This window comes from Halobacteriovorax sp. RZ-2, from assembly GCF_043196685.1.
In the GTDB taxonomy this organism is placed as follows: Bacteria; Bdellovibrionota; Bacteriovoracia; order Bacteriovoracales; family Bacteriovoracaceae; genus Halobacteriovorax_A.
This window is the reverse complement of sequence record NZ_JBEBMR010000001.1, coordinates 960,683-986,785: the sequence shown is the minus strand read 5'-3', so window position 1 is coordinate 986,785 and position 26,103 is coordinate 960,683. Positions and strand designations below refer to the sequence as shown.

Here is a 26,103-nt window from a genome sequence, read left to right as displayed (position 1 = left end):
AAACGATTTGAATTTTTATAGTTAAAAGGGGAATTTAATGCAACCAGCAGCAAAGAAGGAAGCGCAGAAGATTGGTATTGCAATGGTACTCGGATTAATTTTGGGTCTTCTGTTACATTATTTTGGAAAGGGTGAATACGTAAAATTTATTTCTCCTGTCGGAGATGCCTTTATCTCCCTTTTAAAAATGGTAATCATTCCTCTTGTTTTCTCTTCAATCTTTATGGCCATGTATCACTTAGGTACTCCTGAGTCTTTAGGTCGAATGGGTGTAAGAGCTGTTGCATACTACTTTGTAACAACATGTATTGCGGTTTTATTTGGTATCATTTTTGTAAACCTAATCAACCCTGGTATTGGCGCTGATCTTGGGGCCGCCGGTGTACAAGGTTTATCAGAAGCGATGCAATCTAAAGTTGCAAGTAGCTCCGGCGGTTGGGCTTCACTATTTGCTTCAATTAAGGAAGTTCTTCTAGGTGCTATACCTACTAATCCATTTGGCTCAATGGCCGATGGAAATATCCTTCAAGTAATTGTCTTCTCAATTCTCATGGGAATGACGGCATTATTTATTCCAAAAGATAGTGAGCCATTTGTTAAAGTTGTTGGCTCTCTTGAGGCCCTTTCAAATAAGTTAACAATGGGTGTAATGAGCTTAGCTCCTTATGGGATCTTTGTTCTAATGACAGGTGTACTTGCTAAGTCTGGATTTGGTGCGATTGTATCACTTTCAAAATATATGCTTACAGTAATTTTAGGTCTTATTTGTCACGGTATTTTCCTTCTTATTGTAGGAAGTGTTCGCAGCAAGACTTCACCTTTTGAAATTTTAAAAGGTATTGGGCCGGCCATTATCACAGCATTCTCAACAGCTTCTTCAGCGGCAACTCTACCGATTACAATGATGAATGTTGAAGAAAATCTCGGAGTTGATAAGGACACTGCAAAGTTTGTTCTTCCTCTTGGTGCAACTGTTAACATGGATGGAACTGCTTTATACGAATCAGTAGCGGCCATCTTTATTGCACAAGCTTATGGCTATGACTTAGGTCTTACACAACAAATTATCATTTTTATGACAGCTTCTCTTGCGGCCATTGGTGCTGCAGCAATTCCTGGAGCTGGACTCATTACAATGTCGATTGTTCTTTCGGCAGTAGGTCTCCCTATTGAGGGGATCGGTCTTATTCTAGCAGTTGATAGAATTCTGGACATGTTCAGAACTGCTGTTAACGTATTTGGCGATGCCATGGGAACAGTTGTTGTTGACTCTATGCTGAAAAATAAAGAATAAACAACACAAAGTATTGATTTTAGTACGGAACTTAACCGAAAAAATCTTTTCCTCGTTGACTCAGACACGACAATTTGAAAAAATATGAGAACCCTAAATTTAGGGTTCTCTTATATTTATGAACGCTGAATACACATATATAGTTAAGGATGATCGATGAGAATTAATGGATTAATTTTACTGGTAGCCTCCCAACTGCTCTTTTCATGTATCTCTGTTGAGAAAGATGTCCCGAGCCCGAAGGACATTTCTGAAATAGTTGAGACAGATGCTGAAATTGAAGCAGATGCGGAATTCTCAGAAGAAAAGATCATTGCACGTAGCGCTAAGCACGGTGCAGAGTTCTCAAGTGATCAAATTGTTGGGTCTGCAAAGATTGAGCATCCGACATCTCACGAACTTAAGACTTACTTCTTATATGGAGCTGAGCACTTAAATCTTGAAAATAATTATTTTGATATCCCTGTTGTTTACAATGCTGCTGTTAAGAAGTGGATTAAGTATTTTACAACTCGTGGCCGTGGCTTCTTTGAAAGATACTCTGCGAGAGCTGGAAGATATGCACCAATTCTTTCTAAAGTCTTAAAAGACAACGGACTTCCACAGGATCTAATTTTCTTAGCAATGGCCGAGTCAGGTTTTCAAACGAAGGCCAAGTCTTGGGCAAAAGCTGTTGGTCCTTGGCAATTCATGCCGTACACAGGACGTCGTTATGGACTTGAAGTTAATTGGTATGTTGATGAAAGACGTGACCCAATTAAGTCTTCATATGCAGCATCGAAATACTTAAGAAAGTTATTTAAGCAATTTGGTTCTTGGGAACTTGCCGCTGCTTCATATAATGCTGGTGAAGGAAAGATGTCTCGAGCGATTCGTCGCTATCGTACAAAGAACTTTTGGAAAATTAGAAAAGGTCGCTACCTAAAGCCAGAGACTAAAAATTATGTTCCAAAAATTATGGCCCTTGCTATCATTGGGAAGAACCTTAAGTCATTTGGTTTTGAAGAAATTGATTGGCATGAGCCTTTAGACTTTCAAGAAATTTCTGTTCCTGGTGGAGCAGATTTATTTGAGATTGCAAAAGACTTAAATGTTGAATTTGATGATCTACACTACTTGAACCCTGAGATTCAAAGATGGTTTACGCCACCGACTCATAAGACTTATACATTAAGAGTTCCTGTTGGAAAAAGAGAGCAGTGGGCAGCTTGTTGTACACAGAAGAACTACGTTGCAAGCCAGGAAGTTTTTCAAAAGTACCGCGTAAGAGGAAAGAGAACTCGCCTTGATGATGTTGCAAGAAAGTTCAAAATTAAAGATAAAGAAGTTCTTACTTGGTTAAACGATGATTTCAAATCACATCGTTCCAGAGTTAAGCGTGGGTCATATGTAACTCTTCCTTTTAGAATTGGTCAGAGTAAGAAAGATAATATGTATGCTGACCTTTATGATAAGCCACGTAAGTCAGTTGTGAGAAAGAGAAAGTATCGCAATCGTATTAGACTAGCTAAACAGCGTGGAAAGAAAATTAACAACCCAACGAAGTACTATACAGTACAACGTGGTGACTCTTTATGGTCGGTATCACGCAAAACTGGAGTTAGTCTTGATACTCTAATTGTTTCTAACTTAAAGATCATTAAGAAGAGACAAATTAGAGCAGGTGACAGACTCGTCATTAAATAATCTAAAAAAATGTAAGAAAAAAATAGTGAAAATACCTGAAACCACGCTTTAATGCGTGGTTTCGCTATTTAAATTCCAAAAAAAATAAGCTATTGTATTGCCAAACACAACACACAAGGAATTTGGTACCATGGCCTATAGCGATATTCTAAAGCTTAAAAAAGTCGAAGTTAAACAAGAAGAGAAGACATTTATTAAAAACTTAATTGTTGGAAATGATATCTTTGCGATCGACTTATTTGACCATTTAAATAACTTAGATGCGACAAGTGTAAAGCTCCTTTCAGAGGAAGAAATTACTGAAGATAATTTCAAACTGATGGGGCCATCATTAATTCGCGGTGAAGAAAATATTTCAATTTTTAAAGAGCTTGGATTAGTTGAAGAAGCTCAAATTAGTAGCTCTTGTTTTTATAAAGATTCAAAGTTTCACGCTTTTGGATCACGTACAAAACCAATGCCACTACTTTGGGGAGAAGAAAGTTATATTGATAATCATATTCAATTGTCACCATCTGAAATTCTTCCATCTCTTAATAAAGAAGGGCTTCTCGAGCGAATTAAAGAAAATAGTTATGGCCTAAGAATCAAAGAAATTTTCCGCACAACTCCTGAAGAGTTAATTGATCAAGCCTTCTGGAAAGTATGCCTGACAAATGGGCTAATAATTGAATGTGAAAATCTTTATTGGGGAGAGTCTCCATCTAAATTCTTAGAGCTATTTCAAGAAAAGAAAACTCTTTCTAGTGAGTTTATCGAATTCTGTGAAAGCACGACAACTCCTTGTTCTTTATATGTTCACTTAGACTTAGAAGAGAAGATTACTAAGGATGAGGATGCAGAACAGACTTACTTTTTTCCTCTTTCGTTTACTCACGATTGGGGACATTTTATCGGTGAAATCTGTGATTCTGAGAGTGAAGGATATGCTCAAACAGCGAAATTTGTTACTTTTGTGGATAAAGAAGAGAGCACAGAAGAAGATATTTCTAAAAAAATCAATCTTTTGAAGAAAAACCTAGCTAAGAATTTTGACGCTTTTGATGAGAATAAGTCAAAGGAGCGCGTGGTTTTAAGAGATTATTCTTATTGTCCAGATATTGACGATTCTTCAATTGCAGACGGAACTTTAAATGAAGATCATCTAATCTTCTTTAGTTTCAACGCTCCTTTGAAGCAGGCGGCGACAAAAAATACTACATTCGTAGATTCCTGGATGTCGTCAAAATTCCTGGCACGTGGCATGGCCGTCCAAGCAAAGATAAAATAAAAAATACTTATACATACCCCGAAATTACGAATTCTTTAGCAATTTCGGGGTGTTGACATTCATCTCATCTCCTTTGAAAATTTAAGAACTAACATTTTTTAGAAGAGTTTAATTTTTAAGCTCAAGGATTTACTCGTTCAAGGAGACGAATATGAAAAAGGTATTTTTAGGTGCCGCTACTTTAGCTCTACTAAGTACAAGTGCTTATGCTACTAAAGCGAGACTTCTTGCTCTAGGTGATGAAGTTGAAGACAACTACTACACAATGGATGATCGTTATATCTTCACAAATGCTTCATTCGTAAACAACTACGGAGATATGGTTGTTCTTGAGTATGGTGCAGAAGGAGTTGGTGGAAATTCAACAACTTTAGATACTGATGATGCCCCAAAAGCAATGGGTGGATTCTTTAAGAAGGTTGGGAATTTTACTTATGGTGCTTACCTAGGTAACGAATCTAATATTTCTACATCTCTAAGAATTCTTTCATCTGATTTTACAACAGGTTACTTACCATCATCAGATAGCCAAATTGACCTATTTATTGGTGGAAAAGCCGGTGTTAACTGGGGTGCATCTTTCATTTATGCTTCATCGGAAAGAAGAGTTAATACAGCAGCTCCTCTTCCTGTAGCATCATATGAAACAGAAGATTCTGCAATGGCTGTTAAACTTGGTGTTAACAAGGACAATTGGGATGCTTATTCAAATATTTCTTTAAACTCTGAGTCTGAAAATAAAGATACAGGAAATAAATTTGACGGAACGCTTGGTGTACAAGTTGGTGGTTCTTATACATTCAATCAAGACTTAAAAACTTATGCTTCTTATAAAACATTTACTTGGGATCAAATTAGAGGTGGTAACGATGAGGATGGAAAACTTTCTCGTCTAGATCTTGGTGTTGGTAAAGAATATAAGATCGATGGTGGTATGGCATTCATCAGAACTGCATTTCAAGTAATCAATGTTGAAGTAGATGCTACTGCTGGAAAAGCAAAACTAGAAACGATGAATCTACCTGTTGTTATTGGTGCTGAAGGGAAAGCAACTGAATGGCTTACTCTTAGAGGTTCAGTATCTCAATCTATATTCTCAAATGCAGATTCTAAAGGATTAAATGCTTACACAGCTGCTGGAAATGATCCACTTGCTGTTGCTGTTGTTGAAAGCTATCACGGTTCACTGACTGATGGTGAGACTTCTTTTGAAAACACTACACGTGTTAACTTAGGTGCAACACTTACTTATAAAACTGTTGATCTAGATCTATACTTTGGTGCAGATGGTGAAAACACTGATTCAAGAGTTGCAATGAAGTACAACTTCTAATTAAAATTTTTGATTATATACAGAAGGCCGTGGAAGCGTAACCACGGCCTTTCTTAAAAAAAAGTAAAAAAAAATTGCACACAAAAACAAAAAGGGTATAATTTAGTAAATTATTTTTTAAAATCGAACTAGAACGCTAGTTTAAATAAAACAAAACAAGGAGTAAGTTTTGAAAAAAATGACAGGTATTATCGCAATGGCAGTACTTTCTTCTGCAGCATTTGCAAACACAATCGTTCCAGAAACTTCACGTGATGGAAAAACTAAGAACGCTTCAGTTATCGCTACAACTGGTGAAATGAGAACTTTCGTAGCTGGTGAGTATAACTCAAAAACTACAGAAGCTGATACTGCTGGTGCACAAGAAGTTGATACAACTAACATGAATGTTTACGGTGCATGGTCAAACAAAATGATCTCTGTAGAAGCAGATATCAACATGGGTGAATTTGCTGATACAGATAACGAATCTTACGGTGTACAAGCTGCATACAGAATCAACAAGCAATTTGCTCTTGGTCTTGGTTACACAATGATGTCTCAAGATACAACTCCAGAAACAGATATGTCAGTTCTTGAAATTGCTGGTTCATACAATATGAATGACCTAGTAATTGGTGCTTCATTTGCAATCAACTCTTATGAGCAAGGTACAACTGATGGTTCTTACAACACTCTAACTGTTGGTGTTGGTTCAAACGCAAACAACATGTCTTGGGAAGCTGGTCTTACTTACGATATGGAAGAAGATACTGATCTAGACGTTGGATCAAAAATTGGTCTATTTGCTGGTATGACTAAAGTTGTTAACAACATCGAACTTGATGGAGATCTTTCATACAAGACTGGTGATGTAACTTCAGCTGGTGGTGACTACACTAACCTAGAGCTTAACTTTGATGCAGAATTCCTAGTTGGGAAAATGTTCTACATCACTCCAGGTCTTAACTACTCAAGCGAAGATGAAGCTGGTTCAGAAACAAACCAACTTGATCTATCTGCTGACTTTGGTTACAGAGCTAACAAAATCGATGCAACTTTTGGTATTGACTATGCTGTAATGGCTGAAGAAAACGATGTTGACTTTGATTCAATGGCTTGGAAAGTTAACGTAGCTTACAACTTCTAATTTTAATTTTAAAATTTAGAATATACGTGAAGGGAGACTTAGGTCTCCCTTTTTTTTTACATTGAAAATATTTGCTTGTGTTTTTATTGCTGTATGTGGAAAATGTTTAGTGTAGTTAGTTTTTTAAGGAGTAAACATTGAAAAAAATATTAAGTTCTGTTGCCGTAATTATGCTTTCATCTTCTACATATGCAAATATTATAGTTCCTGAAATTTCTAGAGATGGTAAATCAAGAAACTCTTCAGTTATTGCTACTTCACAAGAAAAGAGAAAATTTGTTTCTGTTGAATATAATTCTTCAACTTTTGAAAAGGACAACGTTGACAGTGAGCTAGATAGAAATAGTATTGATATTTATGGAGAATGGTCAAATTCAATGTTTACGTTTGCTGCTGATTTAAGAGATGGAAAAGGCGACTATCATCAAGTCGCTGATTATGATTATGATTATTATAATATCGCTATTGGCTACCGTTTAAATGAGAGACTCTCATTAGGTCTAGCTCATACTGTTGACAAAGAAGCTATTGACTCTGCAGTCGTTCATACTGACTCACAACTCCCTGAAACAGAATTTGGTTTATCTTATAAGTTAAATAATTTAGTTATTGGAGCATCAATTGCGCATCATTCAAGCGATAGAAAAACTACGATAAAGTCAATTAGCTTAGTTAGAGAAACTGAAGGTGATTGGTATGGATATCGTTTGGGTGTTGGTTCAAACGCAAATAACATGTCATGGGAAGCTGGTATTGAATATAATGCTGAAGGAGATTCGAGTTCTGATACTACAAAGCGTGATTCAAAGTTTGGAGTATTTGCTGGTATTACTAAAGTAATTAACGATATAGAGTTTGATGCAGATATATTTTATATAACTGGTGATAACTTAGTAGAAACAAATTTAAGTAGTAACGACTATAAGAAATTAAACGTAAATCTTGATGCTGAAATTTTAATTGGTAAAATGTTCTATGTAACACCTGGACTTTATTATAATGATCGTGTTGTTGGACCAGTTGAAGAAGACTCGCTAGGTCTTTCTGCTGATTTTGGTTATCGTGCAAATAGTTTTGATGCTACTTTAGGAGTAGATTATCAATTATCAGGTGAGTATATAGATGGTACTGGCGCATATGATACTGACCAAATGGCTTGGAAAGTTAACGTAGCTTACAACTTCTAATTTTAATTTTAAAATTTAGAATATACGTGAAGGGAGACTTAGATCTCCCTTTTTTATTTCTAACTAACTCATTCAAGCCATCATTTTTTTAAATTAAATTAAGTTTTTATTTTTTTCTTCTTAGTTGAAAATTTGCATATACAAATTTAATGGAGGAAGAAATGAATAAAATCTTTATGGCCGCAACTCTAGTTGGGCTCACAACAACAGCGTTTGCGAATACGATAGTTCCTGAAACGTCACGTGACGGTAAAACCAAAAACAATTCAACAATAGCAGTAACACAAGAAATGAGAACCTTTGTTGCGGCCGAGTATAATTCTTCAAATGTAGAGCCTGACACAGGTGGTGATATCGATACAACTAACTTTGACTTTTACGGTGCTTGGTCAAATAAGATGGTTTCGATTGAAGCGGACTTAGACTTTGGGAATGTCGATACTGGTGCAACAGATACAGACTTTACAGTTTATGATATTAAGGCCGGTTTTAGATTAACCAAACAATTTGCCTTAGGCCTTGGTTATCAGATGGTTGATACAGATCCAAATAGCGAGGACTCTGTAATAGAGTTTGCGGCATCATTCAATATGAATGACTTAATTTTTGGTGGTTCATTCAGTCTTGTGGATGAAGATAACGGAACAATTGATGGTTCTCATAATCGTATTATTCTTGGACTAGGGTCAAATAAGGATAATATGTCTTGGGAAGCTGGCCTTCAATTTGATCTTGAAGAAAAAGATGATGATATTAAGTCTCCAAGTCGTACTAAAATCTTTGCAGGTATGACAACGGTACTAAATAACACAGAACTTGATGGTGATATTGACTACACAACTGGTGATTTTACAACAGCAGGTGGTGACTACTCTCAATTTCACTTAAATTTTGATGCTGAATTCATGCTACATAAAATGTTCTTTATCGCTCCAGGTATTGAATATACTCTTACAGACAATGATGGAACAGACACTAAACAGCTCGATCTTTCTGCAGACTTTAGATATCGTATGAACGGAATTGATGCGACATTCGGTGTTGATTATGCAGTTATTGGAGAAGTTGGAACTGTCGATTACGATGAAATGGCCTGGAAGGTTAATGTCGCTTACTTATTTTAAAAACTGATTTTAAACTTATCAATGTCATAAAAAGGGAGATTTTCATCTCCCTTTTCTCTTTGTATAATCTATTACAATATTCATACGCCCTAGGAGTTCGAGTTGAAGTCGAAAAAAATCTTATGTCTAAGTGCACTTTCACTTATTAGTACTAATGTATCTGCAAATTTTATTCTTCCTGAAATTTCACGTGATGGTAAAACCTTAAACACATCTGTCATCGCAGTCTCACAAGAAAAAAGAAATTTCGCGGCAGCTAAGTATGAATACTTAAGTGTTGAAAGTGATACGACTCCAGCAGTTGAAATCAAACAAAGCTCTCCAGGTATTTTTGGTGGATTTTCGACTAATAGCTTTAGTGGCCAGTTAAATATGGAAATACCGACTTATGATATGGAAGGGGTAAAAAATCATGCAACCAACTTCTCATTTCTCGGTGGATACCAGATAAATAAGAAGCTAACTTTAGGGCTTGGCTACACTAAGTCTGAATTAGATATCTCAACAGACGAAAGCGTCATTGCGGCGGGAGGAAGTCTTAAAGTTAATGACAAGGTTTTAGGTGGTTCTGTTGAATATGTTGAAAATAAAACTTCTGCTACAAAAGGTGGCTTCTTTGTTCTAAGTGCAGGATTTGGTCAGCAAGATGCAAAGAATAGTGTTGAAGCAGGTGTGCAGTTAATGACAGAAGGTTCTGATGATTTAACAACTGGAAAGCGTTTTACTCTCTTTAGTAGTATGACAAAAGTTGTTAATGGAATTGAGATTGATGGTAGCTTCACATATGAATTTGGAAATTACCTAAAAGATGAAGGTAATTCTCTAGATGGAAATAACTATAATGCACTTTACTTTGAATTCGATGCAGAATTCCTCGTAGGTTCAAACTTCTATATTACTCCAGGAATTAATTATTCTGCCGAAAACGCGCCGGGTGTTTCAAGTGATACTTCTGACGTTAGAATAAAGACTGATTTCGGTTATCGCACAAAAAGACTAGATGCAACAATTGGTGCGAGCTATATCTTTGTCGGTGAGGAAAACGATATTGACTACGATGGCCTTGGTTGGTCACTAAATGTAGGATATTTGTTTTAATTAATTCTATTTAAAGTATAATAAATCTTAATATTTATTTTTATTGCTTCAAGGAGGAAGATTTGAAGAAGTTAATTAGTGCAGTTGCGCTTGCAGCACTTTCAACATCAGCATACGCTAATGTCTTAATGCCAGAAATTTCACGCGATGGTAAAACAAGAAACACATCAGTACTTGCTGTTTCTCAAGAAAAGAGAAGCTTCATTGCTGGCCAATATATTTCTCAATCTCTTGAAACAGATACGACTCCTTCATTTGACCTTGATATTACTGTACCTAGTTTATTTGGAGCATTTTCAAATGAATCATTTTCTTTTGAAGGTTCATATCAAAAATCAGAAACTGAATCTGGTGGTTCTGATCAAGAACTTGCAAGAGTAGATCTACTAGCGGGGATTAGAGCTGGTGGAAGTTTAACCCTTGGTCTTGGTCTATCTGTAAATGAACTATCAGATACTCTAGACGATACAATTATAGAAGCTGGTGGAACTATTGTTGTTAATGGGACAACTCTTGGTGCTTCACTTGCTCATCATACTTTAAATGATTTCTTAGTTGAAGGTGATTATACAGTTCTAACAATGGGATTTGGTAAGCAAGATAAGTCATTGTCATGGGAAACAGGAATTAAATATACAACTAAAGGAAATGATGCAGTAAATACTGATTCTCGTTTAGGTGTTTTTGCTAATGGAACAACGATTGTAAACTCTATTGAATTAGATGGAAAATTCTCATTTGAGTACGGTGATTATGTACAAAATGGTGGAAGCGATAATGATTACTCTTCTTTAAGCTTAGAGATGGATGCAGAATTCTTAATGGGAGAAACTTTTTATATAACACCGGGACTTGAATATATGAGTATTACGCTACCTGATGCTTTCGATGCAGATACTAGTGTATTTGTTGCTAAAACAGATTTTGGATATAGAGCTAATAAGCTTGATGCTACATTTGGGCTTAGTTACTCGACAGGTGAACTTCAAAGTATTGATGTCGATGGATTAGGATTTAAGCTAAACGTTGGTTATAATTTCTAATTGATATATAGAAATTGATAATTTGTAAGAAGGGAGGCTTTGACCTCCCTTTTTATATCCTCTAGAATAAAATCAAATTATTTAAGAGGGATTATGAAAAAACAAATTTTTGCACTATCACTACTATTATCATCAACTGCATTTGCAAACCGAGTTATGCCTGAAATTTCTAAAGATGGTAAAACGAGACACAGCTCTTCAATGGCCGTGGCAAATGACCGCAGACAATTTTTTAATACTCAATTCGAAGGTGGGAGTGCTGAGATTCAAGATATCGATACTCTAGATAGCTCTGATTTTGATATCAATGGTGCTTTTGGAAATCGTGTCTTTTCAGCGGAATTTTCTTATAACGACAATGTTGGTTTCGCACAGACTAGGCCAATCATTACTGAAGTTGGTCATAATAGAGAGGCCGTTCTTCTAATGGGGTTTAGACCTGTTGATTTAGTTTCTTTTGGTTTCGGTTACCGCAATATTGAAAGAGATATGCAAAATAAGAATATTAATACTTTTGAAGTTGAAGCTTCAACAATGTTTAATATTAATCGCGTAAGCTTTGGTGGTGCTTATAAGTATGTAAAACCAAACTCACAAAGACATGGTTACTATGCAGACTTAACTCTTGCTGGGGGATACTTAGATGAGGTTCTTTCTGCTGAAGCTGGGTTAAGTGTTAAGACGAAGAGCCAAGAGCTTAATCGCGGAACTCGCAAAGAATTCTTTATTGGTGGAACGAGAAAGTATAGTAACTTAGAATTTGATACTGATTTTGAATATGAGTCAGGAGACAATGGTTACGAGACTGGAGATTATAAGAGAATGAAGTTTAACTTTGATCTTGAAGTTCTTTATACAAAATACCTATACGTAACTCCAGGGATTGAATATAGAAATCTTGAGATTAACAACTCTTCATCTGAGCAAATTTATACGTCTGTTGATTTTGGTTATCGTGAAGCAGGAATGGATATTACACTAGCATTCGATTATCTTGCAGACGGAAATCTAGAGATTGCAAATCAAGATATTAAGCTTGATCAGTATCGCGTAACTTTAGGAATGGGATACCAATTCTAGTATTGAATTACTCTTAATGCTTCGTAGGCCACGGCCGTGGCCACATTTGAGAGATTTAACGATCTCACATGTTCTGAAAACATCGGAAGACAAAATAAACGATTAGTGTAGCTATCAAAGATATGCTTTGGTAGCCCTTTCGTTTCTGAGCCAAAGACTAAGTAACAACCCTTTGTGTAACCACGTCCATAGAAGTGATTTTCTTTAGCTGTCTTAGTGTAGAAGAATAGATCTTCTTCTTGTGGCCTTTCATTTTCAAGAAACTCTTCCCAGTTTTCATATTCGGCAACTTCAACGTGTTTCCAGTAATCAAGACCTGCTCGTCTTACGGCCTTCTCTGAAAGATCAAAGCCATAAGGTTTAATAAGGACAAGTCTTGCACCTAGAGCGATGCAAGTACGCCCAATACTCCCGGTATTTCCGGGAATATCTGGCGCATATAGAACAATGTTAAAAATTGCGTTACTACTCACTGGGATGACTTCTTAGTTTTGCTTTAAGTACTCAACAAGAGATCTAATCACAGTTCCTGAAGCACCTTTTGGTGGACAGTATGGAAGGTGAGATTGAGAATCACCAACACCTGCGATATCAAGGTGTGCCCAAGCAATGTCATTCTTAATGAATTCTTGTAGGAATGCAGCTGCTTTAGCTGTTCCACCCCAACGTGAACCACCGATATTCTTAAGGTCTGAAATAGTACCTTTCATATCTTTTTGCCACTCAGGGATAATTGGAAGTTCCCACATATACTCATCTGCAGAGTCTGCAGCTTTTAGTAGGCTAGAAGCAAGTTTCTTGTCATTTGACATTAGACCACAAACTTCAGTACCAAGTGCCATTAGACATGCTCCTGTAAGAGTTGCAGCGTCGATGATTGCATCTGGTTTTTGGTCACAAGCATAGTCTAGACAGTCAGCAAGAACTAAACGTCCTTCAGCATCAGTGTTTAGAATTTCAACTGTTTTACCATTTCTAGCTTTAACAATTGAATCTGGCATTGTTGCTTTAGAGTTAACAGCGTTATCAGTCATACCTAGGATACAAGTGATTTTAACTGGAAGTTTCATTTTAGCAGCAGCTCTAAATGCAGCGTAAACAGTTGCAGAACCGGCCATATCAAACTTCATATTCATCATTGATCCACCTGGCTTCAGTGAGTATCCACCAGTATCAAAAACAAGTCCCTTTCCTACGAAAGCGATGTGCTTAGTATTCTTAGTTGCTTTTGAAGGAGTGTAAGTTAGGTGAACTAGTTGAGCATCAAATGCAGAACCGTCGTTAACAGATAGGAAAAGATCCATTTTTTCTTTCTTAAGTTCTTTTCTACCCATAATCTTACACTTAACACCGGCCATACCTTCAACATCTTTCTTAACACGCTTAGCGTATTCAGTTGAACGTAGAACGTTTGGTGGCTCGTTTACGAAGTCACGTGCAACGTTTACTGACTCAGCAACGATTTGTGCGTTCTTGATCGCTTTATCAAAATCTTTCTTCTTAGCTGCTTTTTCAGCAGTATCGATGATTACTTCTTTAAGCTTTGCTGGCTTTGAGTCTGAAAGATACTTATCAAACTTGTATGCAGTCATTTCGAAAGCTTCAACTAGAACAGCTAGAGACTCTTCTTTCTTTGACTTGTAAGTGAAAGTATCAAAAGCTACTGCTACTTTCTTGTACTTAGAAACAGTTTTGTAAGCTTTTGCTAACTCTTTTCTAATATCTTCAGTTGTTACTTTAGTCTTATCACCAAGACCAACAACTAGAACATCGCTACCGTAGTGGTTGAAAGAGTAAGTTGTTCCTTTCGCACCAGTGTAGTCTTCTGAGCTGCTCATTGATTCAAAAGTAGCTTTAAGCTCTTTTGGCCAACCTGTAAGTGCTACAGTTGCAACTTCTTTTTTACCTTTTTTTGTCATTGTCGAGTAAGCACCAATTACATAGCAATCAGCACTTGAACTTTCTTTAGAATTTAAATTCAAAGTGAATTTCATATTTGCTCCTTAAAAGGGGGTTTCAAAGTGATTTAAGAGGGTATAAACTAACAGTAAGTACACAAAAAGACAAAGTATGACAAAAGTCGGCAAGGGTTTTCATGGACGCAGTCAAAAAGATCAAAGATTTAATCCCAACGAAGATATTTCAAAGATACCTTGCGTCAAATTTTATCGTACCCTTTACGATGAGTCTTACTTTCTTTGTTGCTTTCCTCTTAACGACACAATTGTTCAGATTCATGAGGCTTGTGACGAAAAAAGGTGTAGGAATTTTGCAATTCCTAGAAATACTTGGCCATATTTCAATTAGTTTCATCCCAATGGCGACTCCCTTATCAATTCTCTTTGCCATGATTTATACACTAAATAAATTAAGTGAAGACTCTGAGATTGTTGCCCTAAGGGCCATGGGGATCAATAAGCATCGTATCTTTTCTCCATTTTTCATTATTTCAATTCTAATTGCAGCTTCGGTTGTCTCTTTGAATACGAATATGATTCCGACATCTAAGAAGATTTTTAGAAATACTTTCAAGCAGCTTGGTTCAAAGGGGATCCTTACAGACATTAAAAAGGAGCAATTCTTTACTGAGATTCCAGGAGTTATTCTATTTGCTGAAGATGTAAAAGATGAAGGGAAAGTTCTAGAAAATGTATTCTTAAGGATTTCATCAAAAGATAATGTTGATAAAGTGATTATGGCAAAAAGAGGAGTTTTAAATAAACCGAAAGTAGACGGAGATTCCATCGGCCTCAATATTCGTTTTGACTTCTTTAATGGCAGTATTATTTCAATTGATAAAGAAGGCCATGAGATAGAAAAGATTCTTTTTGAAACATATGAGTATCCAATTGTAACCAGTCAAAGTTTTTCAACTGTTAATAAGGCCAGCATGATGTCATCTAATGAACTTAGAAGGCATATTAGAAAATTAAAAGGGCAAGTTAAGAAAGCTAAGACGAAAAGAATTAAAGATAATCTCGAAGATGATATAAGAAAGGGGAGTATTGAGTATTGGGGACGTTATACGATTCCAATTCAATGTATTATTTTTGCACTTCTAGGCTTTGTCTTTGGTGTAAAGAAGGGACGTGGTGCGACTCGAAATACAAGTGCTCTGGCGCTTCTCGTGACGATTATCTACTACGCACTCTATTTCTCAGGGGTATCTTTAGCAAAGAAGAATAATATCCCAATCCCTCTAGTCCTGTTCTTACCAGCGGTAATTACAGGAGCTATCGGAATTAGTTATTATAAAAAATTAGATTGGAATTCTTAGTTTTGAGAGTTTTCTTTTTCTTCTAAGTATTGCTTAGAAGTTTGGACGCCACCATTTTTATCAAAAATGAAAAGTGGCAGTTTGTGATCTTTTGCGATCTCAACAGGGAAGACTAAGCTTTTAACGCCAGAGCGTGAAGACATTCCAAGTAATTCCCCATTATAGAAAACATTTAAGGCATCAATATTTCCAAGACGAAGAAGAACTTGGTCGCCTTTAATTAGTAGGTAGCGTCCTTCTTTTAGTGTGAACTTCTTAATTGGGTCATTATCACTTTGATAAACGATCCAAGAGTCACCAGTCATTGCCTTAAGGAAAATGTTTTGTTTTCCTTCTTCAAAAGCGGCCCTGATATTTGCAGGAATGATTTCATTCTTCTCTTCTTCAGAGATATCTTTGAAGGCAAAGAGAGGGGAAGGTAGGTTGTAGAAGTTAAGTTCTTTTTCCTCTTCCTCTTCCTTTTTTTCCTCAACAGGCTTTTCTTCTTCTTTTTTTGTCTCAACGACTACTTCAGGCTTTTTTTCCTCAACCACTGGGGCAGGAGCTTCTTCGGCCACTACTTCTTTAGTCGTTTCTTCTTCGGCCGTGTCTTGCATAGGAGTGCTTTCATCTAGCACCTGGGCCTCAACAACAACTTCTTTAGTATCTTCTCCAGTATCTACTTCTTTTGATTTATCAAGATTTATGTAAATAAAGATACCTATTGAAAAGGCCGCTACAACGCCAAGTAATTTGTATTTTAATGAATCAGAAATCTGAACTTCTTGTTTTACAAGGTCTTGTTTCTTTTCAACATTTGCCTGAGGGAAGTCATCTGCTTCAAGGGGTTGTGACTTCTCGGGGGCGACTGCACCATAAAGTTCTTCAAGCTTTCTTGTCGCTTCCTCTGCATCGATATCGTAAGTCTTTGCAAGAGTTTTAACAAACCCTCTGACATATGCAATATTGGGAAGCCTTTTAACATCATCTGCTTCAAGTGCTGATAGATTGGTAAGATTGATTCTTGTATGTCTGCTTACTGCTTCGATACTTAAATCTTTTTTATCTCTGGCCTTTTGTAGGTACTGACCTAGAGATAGGTTTGGGGCTTCTTTTGCAACTTCCTGTTCCATTATTACGCCTTTTTAATTAATTATAAATTATCAGTTTCAAACTTGTTCGAATAATATACGTTCTTCATTAGGTTATTTTTTATTACTAAACTTCTTTTTGCATAATCAGTTCTTGGGAACTGCTCAATGATCTGATTATAAAGAGGTAGTGCCTTTTTACTTTCTCCAAGAGAGCGATAAATTTCAGCAAGTTCAAATTTTGGTGCAATTTCTTTTTTACACTCACCACTTGTTGCAATATTTAAGTTTTTAATGGCATCTTTAATATTTCCATCTTTCTTATAAATCATGGCCAGTTGATACGGGGCCGGGCAATAGTCTAAAGTGTAGCCTGTTACTTGTTGAAGATATTTGATGGCCGCATCTTTATTTCCTCTCTTCAGTTCAATTAGAGATAGGTTGTACTTTACTCGGTAGTTGTAGCGATAGATAAGATCTTTAAGAACAACTTTGTACTGTTCTTCGGCCTTATTGTAGTCACCTTCCTTGAAGTAAATTGAAGCGAGATTATTTCTGGCATCAGAGTTCTTATTATCAACTTTGATTGCTTGCTTGAAATAGAACTTAGCTTTTTCAGGTCTGTTTTTGAAATAATAAGCAAGTCCAAGATTGTTTAGCGTCTTTGTATCATTCGGCTTTAATTGATTGGCATTCTCTAAGGCCTCAAGTGCTTGAGAGTAATCCTTATCAATCATCTTTTGAGTTCCATATGTATAGAAGAGTTCTGCTTTTCTCAACTGCTCCGTTTTCTGACTTGAAGAACAAGAAGTTGTCATGATTCCAATTAATGTTGCAAATAGAAAAGTAACTGTAGTTCGTTTCATCATTTCACCAAAAACGTTAGATTAAAAAGAGAATATACTCTTTAATTGTAATGGCTTTCAGCGCCCATTACAATGTTAATCTAAGAGCTTACAATCGTTACCTATGTTTAAAGAAGATAACCGATTCAAAATGTCGGGTACCTGGGAAGAAGTCGAACATGTGCGCTTCTTCAATGAGATAATCTTCAAGAATCTTATGAGTATCTCGGGCCAGTGTTTGGTTGTTACAGCTTACATAGACGATATATTTTGGATTAAGTACTTTAGTAAATTCATCAATATTTTTCAGGCCGCTGCGAGGAGGATCAATAACGAGTAGGTCGATATCTTTTATATTGAAGGCCTCAAGTTTATTAATGGCCGATTGGTCATAAATATCGAGTTCACTATATTCTTGATACTCTTTATTTTGTAACTTGATATATTTTGTCGGAGTTGCATCCATAACAATTGTTCGATGAGAAAGGGCCTTTGTGATATTCCCATTTCCTCCAAAAAGGTCGACTGTTGTTGAAGAGTCATTTGTGACACTTTTCATTTTTTCATTAACTAGATTTAATAAAAGCTCATTCATTGGTGGGTTTACTTGTAGAAATCCCTCCGCGGAATAATAAGAGTCAAAAGTTTTTAAGATCGTTGCATCACGCTGGAATAACTCAACATGTCCCTTTGTCTTCTTTGCTTCACCTTGCCAATTGTCATGCAACTTAGCTAATTCATTATTGATATCATCGTTGGCCATTAAACAATTTTTAATTGAAGTGATTTTTGAATTAGAGTCATTAAAGAAGCCAAGTGAATTATCCTTCTTATTATAATGAAGCTGAATACGATTTCGATAATGATAGCGATCACTTGCTTTATGAATAATAAGTGAATCACTTAAATCAATTTTAAATTGTCGATTGAAATTGTCGAGATAAGCTTTCTTCTTAAATTCAATTTCATTCTCATAACTAGTATGCAGGAAATGGCAGCCACCACATTCACTATAGTAAGGGCATTTCGAATCGGTACGTAATTGGGACTTCTTAGTTAACTCAGTTAAGCTTGCAAATTGAATGCTCTTCTTAGACTTGTAGACAAGGGCCTTGCCTTCTTCTCCTGGGAGAGTTTTTTGGATAAAGGTAATTCCATTTAGTTTTGAAACGCCTTGACCAAGAGAGTCGAGGTGTTCGACTTTGAAGTCCACTGGGAAATCTAGGGGAAACTTGATCTGTTTGTTTGGTTTCTTCTTTTTAGTCATAGGAAAATATGTCTCAATCTGCTATAAGTATCAACTTAGCTAAATTAGTAATATTATTAAATAATATGGCATCATTATTACAAAAATTGTCATTCCTGTTTGAACTTTTTTTCAACGGTAGTTTTATCCTCTTATTCACTCTCTTTGATAATAAGAAGATACCTGCCACTTGGAATCAAAAGTTTATCGTGAATACCCTAGACTTAATGGTTTGGGTAGTCCCAATTGCCATTGCTTTAACGGTTATTAAGAACATGATTGAAGCAAAGAATGGTGAAGACTTTTTCCGTCGCTATTCATTTTCGTTATTAGTCTTTATCCCGACACTTATTACTTGGGGTGACTTAAAATTTACTTATCTACTAGCGAGTGCTCACTTACTCTCAACAATCTTGTCTTTATATGATGATGGGGGAGAGACAACAAATCGGGAATATAAGAACCGATTTGATACGCTCTTTAGTAAAATAAAATTAACTTCTGCTCAGCTTGTACTCTTCACATTCGGTGGGGTTATCTTAGCTGGAACATTATTACTTATGCTTCCTCTATCTGCTGCGGATGGAGTTAGTATTAGCTTTGTGGACGCTCTCTTTACCGCAACCTCCGCAACATGTGTAACCGGCCTTTCTACACTTGGAACAAATACAAGTTTTAGTATTGTCGGCCAACTTGTTATTTTAGGACTGATTCAAATTGGTGGGCTTTCCATCATGACTTTATACTCTTCGATGGCCATCGTTCTTGGGCGATCGATGAAGATGAAAGATCGTATCATCATGCAAGACCTTCTCGATGTTTCATCACTTGAAGAACTCTTTGCCATGATTATCAATATTGTTAAGTACACTTTCATTATTGAACTTTGGGGTGCAATCATTCTAACGATTGGTTTTACTTTTGAAGGCTTTGAATTTGGTCAGGCAATGTACTACGGATTCTTTCATAGTGTTTCTGCTTTTTGTAACGCAGGTTTTGCTCTCTTTGATAACTCTCTTGAAAACTATGCAACCAATCCACTAATTCACGGAACGATTGCCATTCTAATCTCTCTTGGTGGGATTGGATTTATTGCCCTTAAGGAATTAAAGGAAGTTGTCACAAGAGAAAAGACTATCGTACGACTTGGAATGCACACTAAAGTTGTTCTTATTACTTCACTTGCACTAACTGTTGGTGGAGCAATTTTCATCTTCTTTGGAGAGTTCTTAGGTGCTCTTGATGGCTATAACCTTTGGGAGAAAATTCAAATATCTGTCTTCCAGTCCATTACTTTAAGAACGGCCGGGTTTAATACGATTCCTCTGACAAACCTCCACTCATATACGATTTATATGATGGCCATGTTTATGTTCATTGGTGGGTCTCCAGGTTCGACGGCCGGTGGGGTAAAGACAACAACTCTGGCAATTTTAGTTCAATCTATTATTTCAACTCTTAAAGGTGATAAGAACGTTATGATGTTTGATCGCAAGATCGCAGGCCCTGTAGTTGTTAAGGCAACGGCCCTAATGTTCATTTCTATTGTTGTTTCAACATCATTTATTTTTGTCATGATGAAAATAGAGCCAAACCAAAACTTCCTGCCTCTCTTCTTTGAAGTGCTGAGTGCCGGGGGGACTGTTGGGCTTACACTTGGAGTTACTCCATTTTTAACTGTCGCAGGAAAGATCGCAATTTCGATGCTAATGCTTATTGGACGTATTGGGCCTCTCACACTAATCTTAGCTATTGGAGAGAGACAGAAATACTCAGGTAAATTAGACTATCCTGACGGACGAATAATGATTGGTTAAAATTAAATAAAGGATTTTATATGCTAGTTGCTGTTATCGGGCTAGGGACATTTGGAGCAAAAACTGCGGTAGGACTTTTCGAAAAAGGTGCCGAGGTAATTGCTATTGATAAGAATGATGAGCTCGTTGATAAAATTAAAGACCGTACAACTCACGCTGTTGCTCTTGATGTAACAGATGAGAGATCACTTCGATCAGTAAATATTTCTGACGTTGATACAGCAGTTGTGGCCATCGGGGATAATATCCAAATGTCGATTATGGCCGTAACAATGCTTCGAAAGCTTGGGGTTGGTCGAGTCATTGCCCGTGCTACTTCTAAGCTTCACGAGCACGTTTTACATGAAATTGGTGCTTCTGAAATTATTAAAGTTGAAGAGGAGATGGGGGAGATTGTTGCTTCTAAGATCATCGCTCCACACGTTCTCCAGCGCTACAACTTTGCAGCAGGTTATTCAATTGTCGAGCTAAAGCTTGGGAAGAAGTTTGAAGGTAAAACTCTTGTCGAGAGTAAAATTCGTCAAAACTATTCACTTAATATTGTTGCCCTTCAAAAGAAGGTTCCATATATCACTGAAGACGGTAAGTCCGCTTATCGTATGGAGATTAATGATTGTCCGATGCCGATGGATATTATCGAGTCAGATGACATCGTTGTTCTTGTAGGAAGTGAGAAAAACTTTAATAAACTTTTTGCTGATCTTGAGGATGCATAAGTCTTTAACGTCGCATAAAGGGGAATAACTTTGAATTTATCACTAAGAAACCGAGTCGCATGGAGTTTTTCGTTTGCCGCAGCTGTGGTAATCCTACTTGCGTTCATCGTTTTTTATCATTTAAATAATCTCAATAAAGAGATCGAGTCGATTACAGATCGTTCTAATAAAGTAACTCTCATTACAGATGAGGTTAGGATTTCAGCGGTTGCAATTCTTAAAAACCAAAGAAGAATTTTAACGAAGAAGCCTACTCCTGAGATGGTTGAAAGGATCCTAAATCTTTGTGAATCATTCACATCGCAACTTCAAAGACTCGACACTCACTACGATGAGCCGGAAGTAAAAAAGATTATCGGGCAGATGCTCTCCTATACCGACTCTCTAAAAGTTATCCTAAGTAAGGCATCTTTATTTCATCGAAATAATATTGGAATGACTTCCATTGGGGAACTTGCGGATAAGATTCTTGATGCTTTCTCCGAGTTTCAAGATATTCAGTATTATCAAAATGTTGAAAGAGAAGAGAAGATTAAGGGAATTATCAACGAAACAAAACGTAAGATGATGATCACTCTTATTATCGCTTTTCTATGGACAATAATCTTAGGTTTAGTTATCCCTGGAAAGATTGCCCTGCCGTTTAAAAAAATTAAGGATGCGATTCGCGAGCTTCAAGATTGTAACTTCGACGTTTCCATCTACTACTCCCAAGATGACGAGATTGGTGAAATTGCTCAAGAGATGAATAAGATGATTCACTCATTTAAGAAATTCGAAGAGCTGCGCGCGGATAAGATCGTAGTTGAAAATAGAAAATTTGATGTACTCGCCAATATGGTTAAGAGGCCAGTTCTCTTAACGAATGCTAAGGGTGAACTGATGTATATGAATAATCAGATTTACCAACTTCTTCAGGTTCAGTCTGAGGATACGATTGGTAAGGTGATGACAGACTCAATTATTCCTCAGTGCATCATTGAAACATATGAACTTGCCATTAAGCGTCGTTCAAAGATTGAAAACCAGGAAATCAAAATCGCTAAGCGCGATGACTCAACTAAATCAGATAAAGAGGTTGGAGATAAGATTTCTGTAAAGGTTGATATTGAAGGTGATGAGGGTGCCGAGGGGCATGAAGAGGCCGAAGAAGTTGTTGAATATATTTATGAAGGCTACGCGTCAGTTATTCCAATTCGTGGACGCGATTCGTCACTCGATTATTACTTGATGGTAATGTCAAAAGAAGTTCAGGCATCTTAATGATTTTTAGTAGGTTCCAGCAGACTTTTACGTAAGCGCAGCGTTGTGAAATGATGCATCGCTTACGTAAAAGTCTGCTGGAACCAGTCGAAGCTTATAGTTATCCATTGATTTCTGTGCTATGATTCGTGGAATTTAGCGGAGTTATAGATACAATGATTGATAGGAAACTAATTCGAAATTTTTCCATTATTGCCCATATTGACCACGGGAAGTCGACACTTGCGGATCGATTAATTGAAAAAACAGGTTCAATTACTGATCGTGAGAAATCTGATCGTATTCTCGATAATATGGAACTTGAAAAAGAGCGTGGGATTACAATTAAGGCCCAAACTGTACGCTTGAATTACAAGGCCCGTGATGGACAGACTTACTACCTAAATATCATCGATACTCCAGGTCACGTTGACTTCTCATATGAAGTATCAAGATCTCTTGCTTCTTGTGATGGTGCACTACTTGTAGTTGATGCCTCTCAAGGTGTTGAGGCCCAGACTCTTGCTAACGTTTATATGGCCATTGAAAATGATCTTGAGATTATGCCTGTTCTGAACAAGATCGATCTTCCTCATGCGGACGCAGATCGTGTTAAGCAAGAGATTGAAGATGTTGTAGGGATTGAAGCACTAGATGCTGATGAAGTTTCTGCAAAGTCAGGTCTAGGAGTTGAAGATCTTCTAGAATCAATTATCGAAAAAATTCCTCACCCAAAAGGTGATCCTAATAAGGACCTTCAAGGTCTAATCTTTGACTCGTGGTTTGACCCGTATCAAGGTGTTATCTTCTTACTGAGAGTTGTTGAAGGTACAATTAAAAAGAAAGATATGATCTATCTTAAGAACTCTGATCAAGAGTATGAAGTTCTTAAGCTTGCGGTTAATACTCCGTTCTTTACTGAAGTGAAAGAGCTAGGTGCCGGTGAAGTAGGGATGGTAATTTGTGGGATTAAGAATATCCGTGACGTAAAAGTTGGGGATACAGTTATTAATGCCAAAAAGAAAGATACACCGAGTTTAGGTGGATACGAAGAAGTAAAGCCAATGGTTTTCTGTGGTATCTTCCCTGTTGAGTCTAACGACTATGAAGTTTTAAAAGATGCACTAGAAAAACTAGCTCTTAACGATTCTTCATTTACATATGAGCCTGAAACTTCTCAGGCCCTAGGTTTTGGTTTCCGTTGTGGTTTCCTTGGCCTTCTTCACATGAATATTATTCAAGAAAGACTTGAGCGTGAATTTAGTTTAAATTTAATTTCAACAGCGCCTTCTGTGTCTTATAAAGTTAAGATGAATGATGGTGAGATTGTTGAAGTTGATAACCCTTCTACGATGCCAGAGCCTGGTAAGTTTGAAGAGATTACTGAGCCAATCGTTTCAATTTCTATTCACGTACCAAATGAGTACGTTGGTAAGATCATTCGTCTTTGTGAAGAGAAACGCGGTATTCAAACTGATATGAAATATATTACGGAAGAGCGTGTACAAGTAACTTACGATCTTCCACTTAGTGAAATGGTTTTTGACTTCTACGATAAGTTAAAGAGTTACACTAAAGGATATGCATCAATGGACTATGACTTTAAAGGTTACGAGCCTTCGAAGTTAGTTAAGGTTGATGTTTTACTTAACGGTGAAAAAGTTGATGCTCTATCAATTATTTGTCACACTGATAATGCATATTATAAGGGACGTGATCTTGTTGGACGATTAAGAAAGATTATTGACCGTCAACAATTTGATATTGCCATCCAGGCCGCAATTGGTGCTAAAATTGTTGCTCGTGAAACTGTTAAGGCACTTCGTAAGAACGTACTTGCCAAGTGTTATGGTGGTGACGTTTCAAGGAAGAGAAAGCTTCTTGAAAAACAAAAAGAAGGTAAGAAGAGAATGAAGATGGTTGGATCTGTTGAGGTTCCACAGGAAGCATTCTTGGCCGTACTTGCTGTAGATGAAGACAGTAGTGGTGGGAAAAAATAAACATGGAAGAATTGAGAAGTATTTTAGATGATGCTGTAACGAAGTTTTCATCAAATGAATACTATGACAAATTAAGGTCAGCAAAAGAAGAGTATTTCAAGCTTGCTGGAAAATTATCTGAAGAAGATGATGATTACGAATCTCGTATGAATGGTTTCGTCTATTGGTATATCACTCAACGTGACTTCGATGATAATGGCCCGTTAATTAAGAAATTTGTTAATGAAATCTCAATTGAAGAAAATCAAAAAGATTCAATGTTAAGTATTAACCATTCTCTTTTTGAGTACCGTGGACAAAACCTTTTTAAAAAGCATGTCTTTAAAGACATTCTTCACAATACAAAATTCTACATTCCTAAGAATGAGTTTACATTACAACTTGTAAAGGATGACTTATTCATTGCCCGCACAATTAGCCACGAGGGAAAGACGATGTTACTTGATGACATCTCTGTTCTTCCATATGATGCAAGAGGGCCACTCGTTAAGGAATCAAAGAAAGTCAGAAAACTAAATGATCGCAAAAGAGATATGCAATTTCTTTTAAGAATTGAGGCCCTTAAAACAAAGTGGCGCCAATACGGTCATATCGATCCGAAAAAGATTTTTGTTTTTAATTAAATAATACTACTGAACTTCTTCCAGTGCTTCAGCTTCTTTGAATGTGTGCTTCTTTTTCCAAAGAACGTATGGAATCACACCTAGAAGATTCACTGAAATTGCTACTAAGAAGTAGAGATTAAAGAATGAAGCACCCTTATCTTGGCCTAGCGCTTTAAAAAGCTCTTCAAAAACAAGGTGACCAACTCCTGCTCCAGCAGGTGAGATAGGAATAGCTATTGAGATAAGCCCCACTGGGATAATGCTAAAGAGCTGCTTGATTCCAATATTAGCATGAAGGAATGAGTGAACTAGACTCCAAAAAGCCGTGATGGCAAAGATGTGGACAATAACTGAAAGGCCAATGGACTTTAGGATAACTGCTCTGCTTTCTCCAATTTTCCAAAAAGTCTCAGTGATGCTAGCAATCTTATCTCCAACAAATGGAAGAATTTTAATTAGCTCAATCACATGTATCTTAATTCTTACTGGCATAAAAAGCACAAGAACGAATCCAAGGGCACCAAGTAACAACATAATATTAAATGAGATAAGCGGCTTAACCTTTGGTGATAATATAGTTAACTCTGAATAAAAATAGATCGAAGATAGCCCACCAACAATGAGAAGTCCGATAAGGCCAATAATACGATCAATAAGTGCGGTACTTAAGAGAAAAGATCTCTTTAAATTCTTGTCACAATCCCTAACGTAGAGAAGTTTTAAAAAGTCTCCCGTGACAATACCTGGGAGAAACGTTGAAAAGAATTGTCCTATTAAATTAATTGGGTAGATTTTCTTAATATGAATTTTATCACTCTTTGTTTTAAGAAGTAGTGACCAACGAAATGCTGCAATAAATGAACTGCATATTAAAAGTGCAAGTGAGATTAAGGCCCAAGGCCCATTCTCAAGTACCTGTCCGATCAGACTAAGGTCAAGTTTATCTGATTTTGCAAGCCATGTGAGAATTGCAGCTGCAAAAATAACCTTGAGAATTGTCTGAATTGACGCTTTGTGCATATAGTTAAATTCCTTATTTAG

Annotated in this window: 22 protein-coding genes; 16 read left to right on the top strand and 6 right to left on the bottom strand. The window is 36.7% G+C overall.

Features of this window, described 5'->3' with window-relative positions; all coding sequences use genetic code 11:
- Positions 1–37 precede the first annotated feature (37 nt).
- From ABMA78_RS04640 to ABMA78_RS04595, 10 genes are all read left to right on the top strand, one after another.
- Positions 38–1,294: a dicarboxylate/amino acid:cation symporter gene (locus tag ABMA78_RS04640; protein ID WP_392857506.1), complete on the top strand. Its 1,257-nt coding sequence runs from the start codon at positions 38–40 to the stop codon at positions 1,292–1,294.
- A 156-nt stretch (positions 1,295–1,450) separates the two neighbouring features.
- Positions 1,451–2,980 (top strand): transglycosylase SLT domain-containing protein, encoded by a 1,530-nt coding sequence (locus tag ABMA78_RS04635; protein ID WP_392857505.1) that lies wholly within the window; start codon positions 1,451–1,453, stop codon positions 2,978–2,980.
- Between the two features lie 97 nt (positions 2,981–3,077).
- The gene (locus tag ABMA78_RS04630; protein WP_392857502.1) at positions 3,078–4,250 is read left to right on the top strand and encodes a hypothetical protein; all 1,173 of its coding nucleotides are present in this window, start codon (positions 3,078–3,080) and stop codon (positions 4,248–4,250) included.
- A 151-nt stretch (positions 4,251–4,401) separates the two neighbouring features.
- Positions 4,402–5,583 (top strand): hypothetical protein, encoded by a 1,182-nt coding sequence (locus ABMA78_RS04625; RefSeq protein WP_392857500.1) that lies wholly within the window; start codon positions 4,402–4,404, stop codon positions 5,581–5,583.
- A gap of 178 nt (positions 5,584–5,761) precedes the next feature.
- Positions 5,762–6,712: a porin gene (locus tag ABMA78_RS04620; protein ID WP_392858014.1), complete on the top strand. Its 951-nt coding sequence runs from the start codon at positions 5,762–5,764 to the stop codon at positions 6,710–6,712.
- 137 nt (positions 6,713–6,849) lie between these two features.
- Positions 6,850–7,899 carry a hypothetical protein gene (locus tag ABMA78_RS04615; protein WP_392857499.1) on the top strand — a complete coding sequence of 350 codons (1,050 nt, stop codon included), beginning with the start codon at positions 6,850–6,852 and terminating at the stop codon, positions 7,897–7,899.
- Between the two features lie 161 nt (positions 7,900–8,060).
- Positions 8,061–9,023, top strand: a complete 963-nt coding sequence (locus tag ABMA78_RS04610; RefSeq protein WP_392857497.1) for a hypothetical protein — start codon at positions 8,061–8,063, stop codon at positions 9,021–9,023.
- 102 nt (positions 9,024–9,125) lie between these two features.
- Positions 9,126–10,121 carry a hypothetical protein gene (locus tag ABMA78_RS04605; protein ID WP_392857494.1) on the top strand — a complete coding sequence of 332 codons (996 nt, stop codon included), beginning with the start codon at positions 9,126–9,128 and terminating at the stop codon, positions 10,119–10,121.
- 62 nt (positions 10,122–10,183) lie between these two features.
- Entirely contained in the window at positions 10,184–11,164 is a 981-nt protein-coding gene (locus tag ABMA78_RS04600) for a hypothetical protein (RefSeq protein WP_392857492.1), read from the top strand.
- A gap of 93 nt (positions 11,165–11,257) precedes the next feature.
- Complete coding sequence (locus ABMA78_RS04595; protein ID WP_392857489.1) at positions 11,258–12,244, top strand: hypothetical protein; 987 nt, start codon at positions 11,258–11,260, stop codon at positions 12,242–12,244.
- Here the strand turns inward: ABMA78_RS04595 and ABMA78_RS04590 are convergent.
- Both ABMA78_RS04590 and ABMA78_RS04585 read right to left on the bottom strand, forming a co-directional pair.
- Complete coding sequence (locus ABMA78_RS04590) at positions 12,241–12,717, bottom strand: tRNA (cytidine(34)-2'-O)-methyltransferase (protein ID WP_392857488.1); 477 nt, start codon at positions 12,715–12,717, stop codon at positions 12,241–12,243. The two genes, ABMA78_RS04595 and ABMA78_RS04590, sit on opposite strands and share 4 nt — an antisense overlap.
- 12 nt (positions 12,718–12,729) lie before the next feature.
- A complete protein-coding gene (locus ABMA78_RS04585) occupies positions 12,730–14,238 on the bottom strand; it encodes a leucyl aminopeptidase (protein ID WP_392857486.1) in 1,509 nt (502 codons plus the stop codon).
- A gap of 101 nt (positions 14,239–14,339) precedes the next feature.
- On the opposite strand from ABMA78_RS04585, the gene ABMA78_RS04580 reads away from it, so the two are divergent.
- Entirely contained in the window at positions 14,340–15,521 is a 1,182-nt protein-coding gene (locus tag ABMA78_RS04580) for an LptF/LptG family permease (protein WP_392857484.1), read from the top strand.
- Here ABMA78_RS04580 and ABMA78_RS04575 read toward each other — a convergent pair.
- The 3 genes from ABMA78_RS04575 to ABMA78_RS04565 form a co-directional block, all read right to left on the bottom strand.
- The gene (locus tag ABMA78_RS04575; protein ID WP_392857482.1) at positions 15,518–16,633 is read right to left on the bottom strand and encodes a helix-turn-helix domain-containing protein; all 1,116 of its coding nucleotides are present in this window, start codon (positions 16,631–16,633) and stop codon (positions 15,518–15,520) included. The genes ABMA78_RS04580 and ABMA78_RS04575 overlap by 4 nt on opposite strands.
- 20 nt (positions 16,634–16,653) lie before the next feature.
- Entirely contained in the window at positions 16,654–17,457 is an 804-nt protein-coding gene (locus ABMA78_RS04570; RefSeq protein WP_392857481.1) for a tetratricopeptide repeat protein, read from the bottom strand.
- A gap of 97 nt (positions 17,458–17,554) precedes the next feature.
- The gene (locus ABMA78_RS04565; RefSeq protein WP_392857479.1) at positions 17,555–18,703 is read right to left on the bottom strand and encodes a class I SAM-dependent RNA methyltransferase; all 1,149 of its coding nucleotides are present in this window, start codon (positions 18,701–18,703) and stop codon (positions 17,555–17,557) included.
- 65 nt (positions 18,704–18,768) lie between these two features.
- Between ABMA78_RS04565 and ABMA78_RS04560 the strand changes: the two genes are divergently transcribed.
- From ABMA78_RS04560 to ABMA78_RS04540, 5 genes are all read left to right on the top strand, one after another.
- Positions 18,769–20,499, top strand: coding sequence for a TrkH family potassium uptake protein (locus tag ABMA78_RS04560; RefSeq protein WP_392857476.1), 1,731 nt, complete (start codon positions 18,769–18,771; stop codon positions 20,497–20,499).
- A gap of 20 nt (positions 20,500–20,519) precedes the next feature.
- Positions 20,520–21,215, top strand: coding sequence for a TrkA family potassium uptake protein (locus tag ABMA78_RS04555; RefSeq protein ID WP_021266154.1), 696 nt, complete (start codon positions 20,520–20,522; stop codon positions 21,213–21,215).
- A 30-nt stretch (positions 21,216–21,245) separates the two neighbouring features.
- Positions 21,246–22,478: a HAMP domain-containing protein gene (locus tag ABMA78_RS04550; protein ID WP_392857475.1), complete on the top strand. Its 1,233-nt coding sequence runs from the start codon at positions 21,246–21,248 to the stop codon at positions 22,476–22,478.
- 155 nt (positions 22,479–22,633) lie between these two features.
- Positions 22,634–24,457, top strand: a complete 1,824-nt coding sequence (gene lepA / locus ABMA78_RS04545) for a translation elongation factor 4 (protein ID WP_392857473.1) — start codon at positions 22,634–22,636, stop codon at positions 24,455–24,457.
- Between the two features lie 2 nt (positions 24,458–24,459).
- Positions 24,460–25,080: a hypothetical protein gene (locus ABMA78_RS04540; RefSeq protein ID WP_392857471.1), complete on the top strand. Its 621-nt coding sequence runs from the start codon at positions 24,460–24,462 to the stop codon at positions 25,078–25,080.
- Positions 25,081–25,086: 6 nt separating this feature from the next.
- Here ABMA78_RS04540 and ABMA78_RS04535 read toward each other — a convergent pair whose 3' ends face one another.
- A complete protein-coding gene (locus tag ABMA78_RS04535) occupies positions 25,087–26,082 on the bottom strand; it encodes a lysylphosphatidylglycerol synthase transmembrane domain-containing protein (RefSeq protein WP_392857468.1) in 996 nt (331 codons plus the stop codon).
- Between the last annotated feature and the right edge of the window lie 21 nt (positions 26,083–26,103).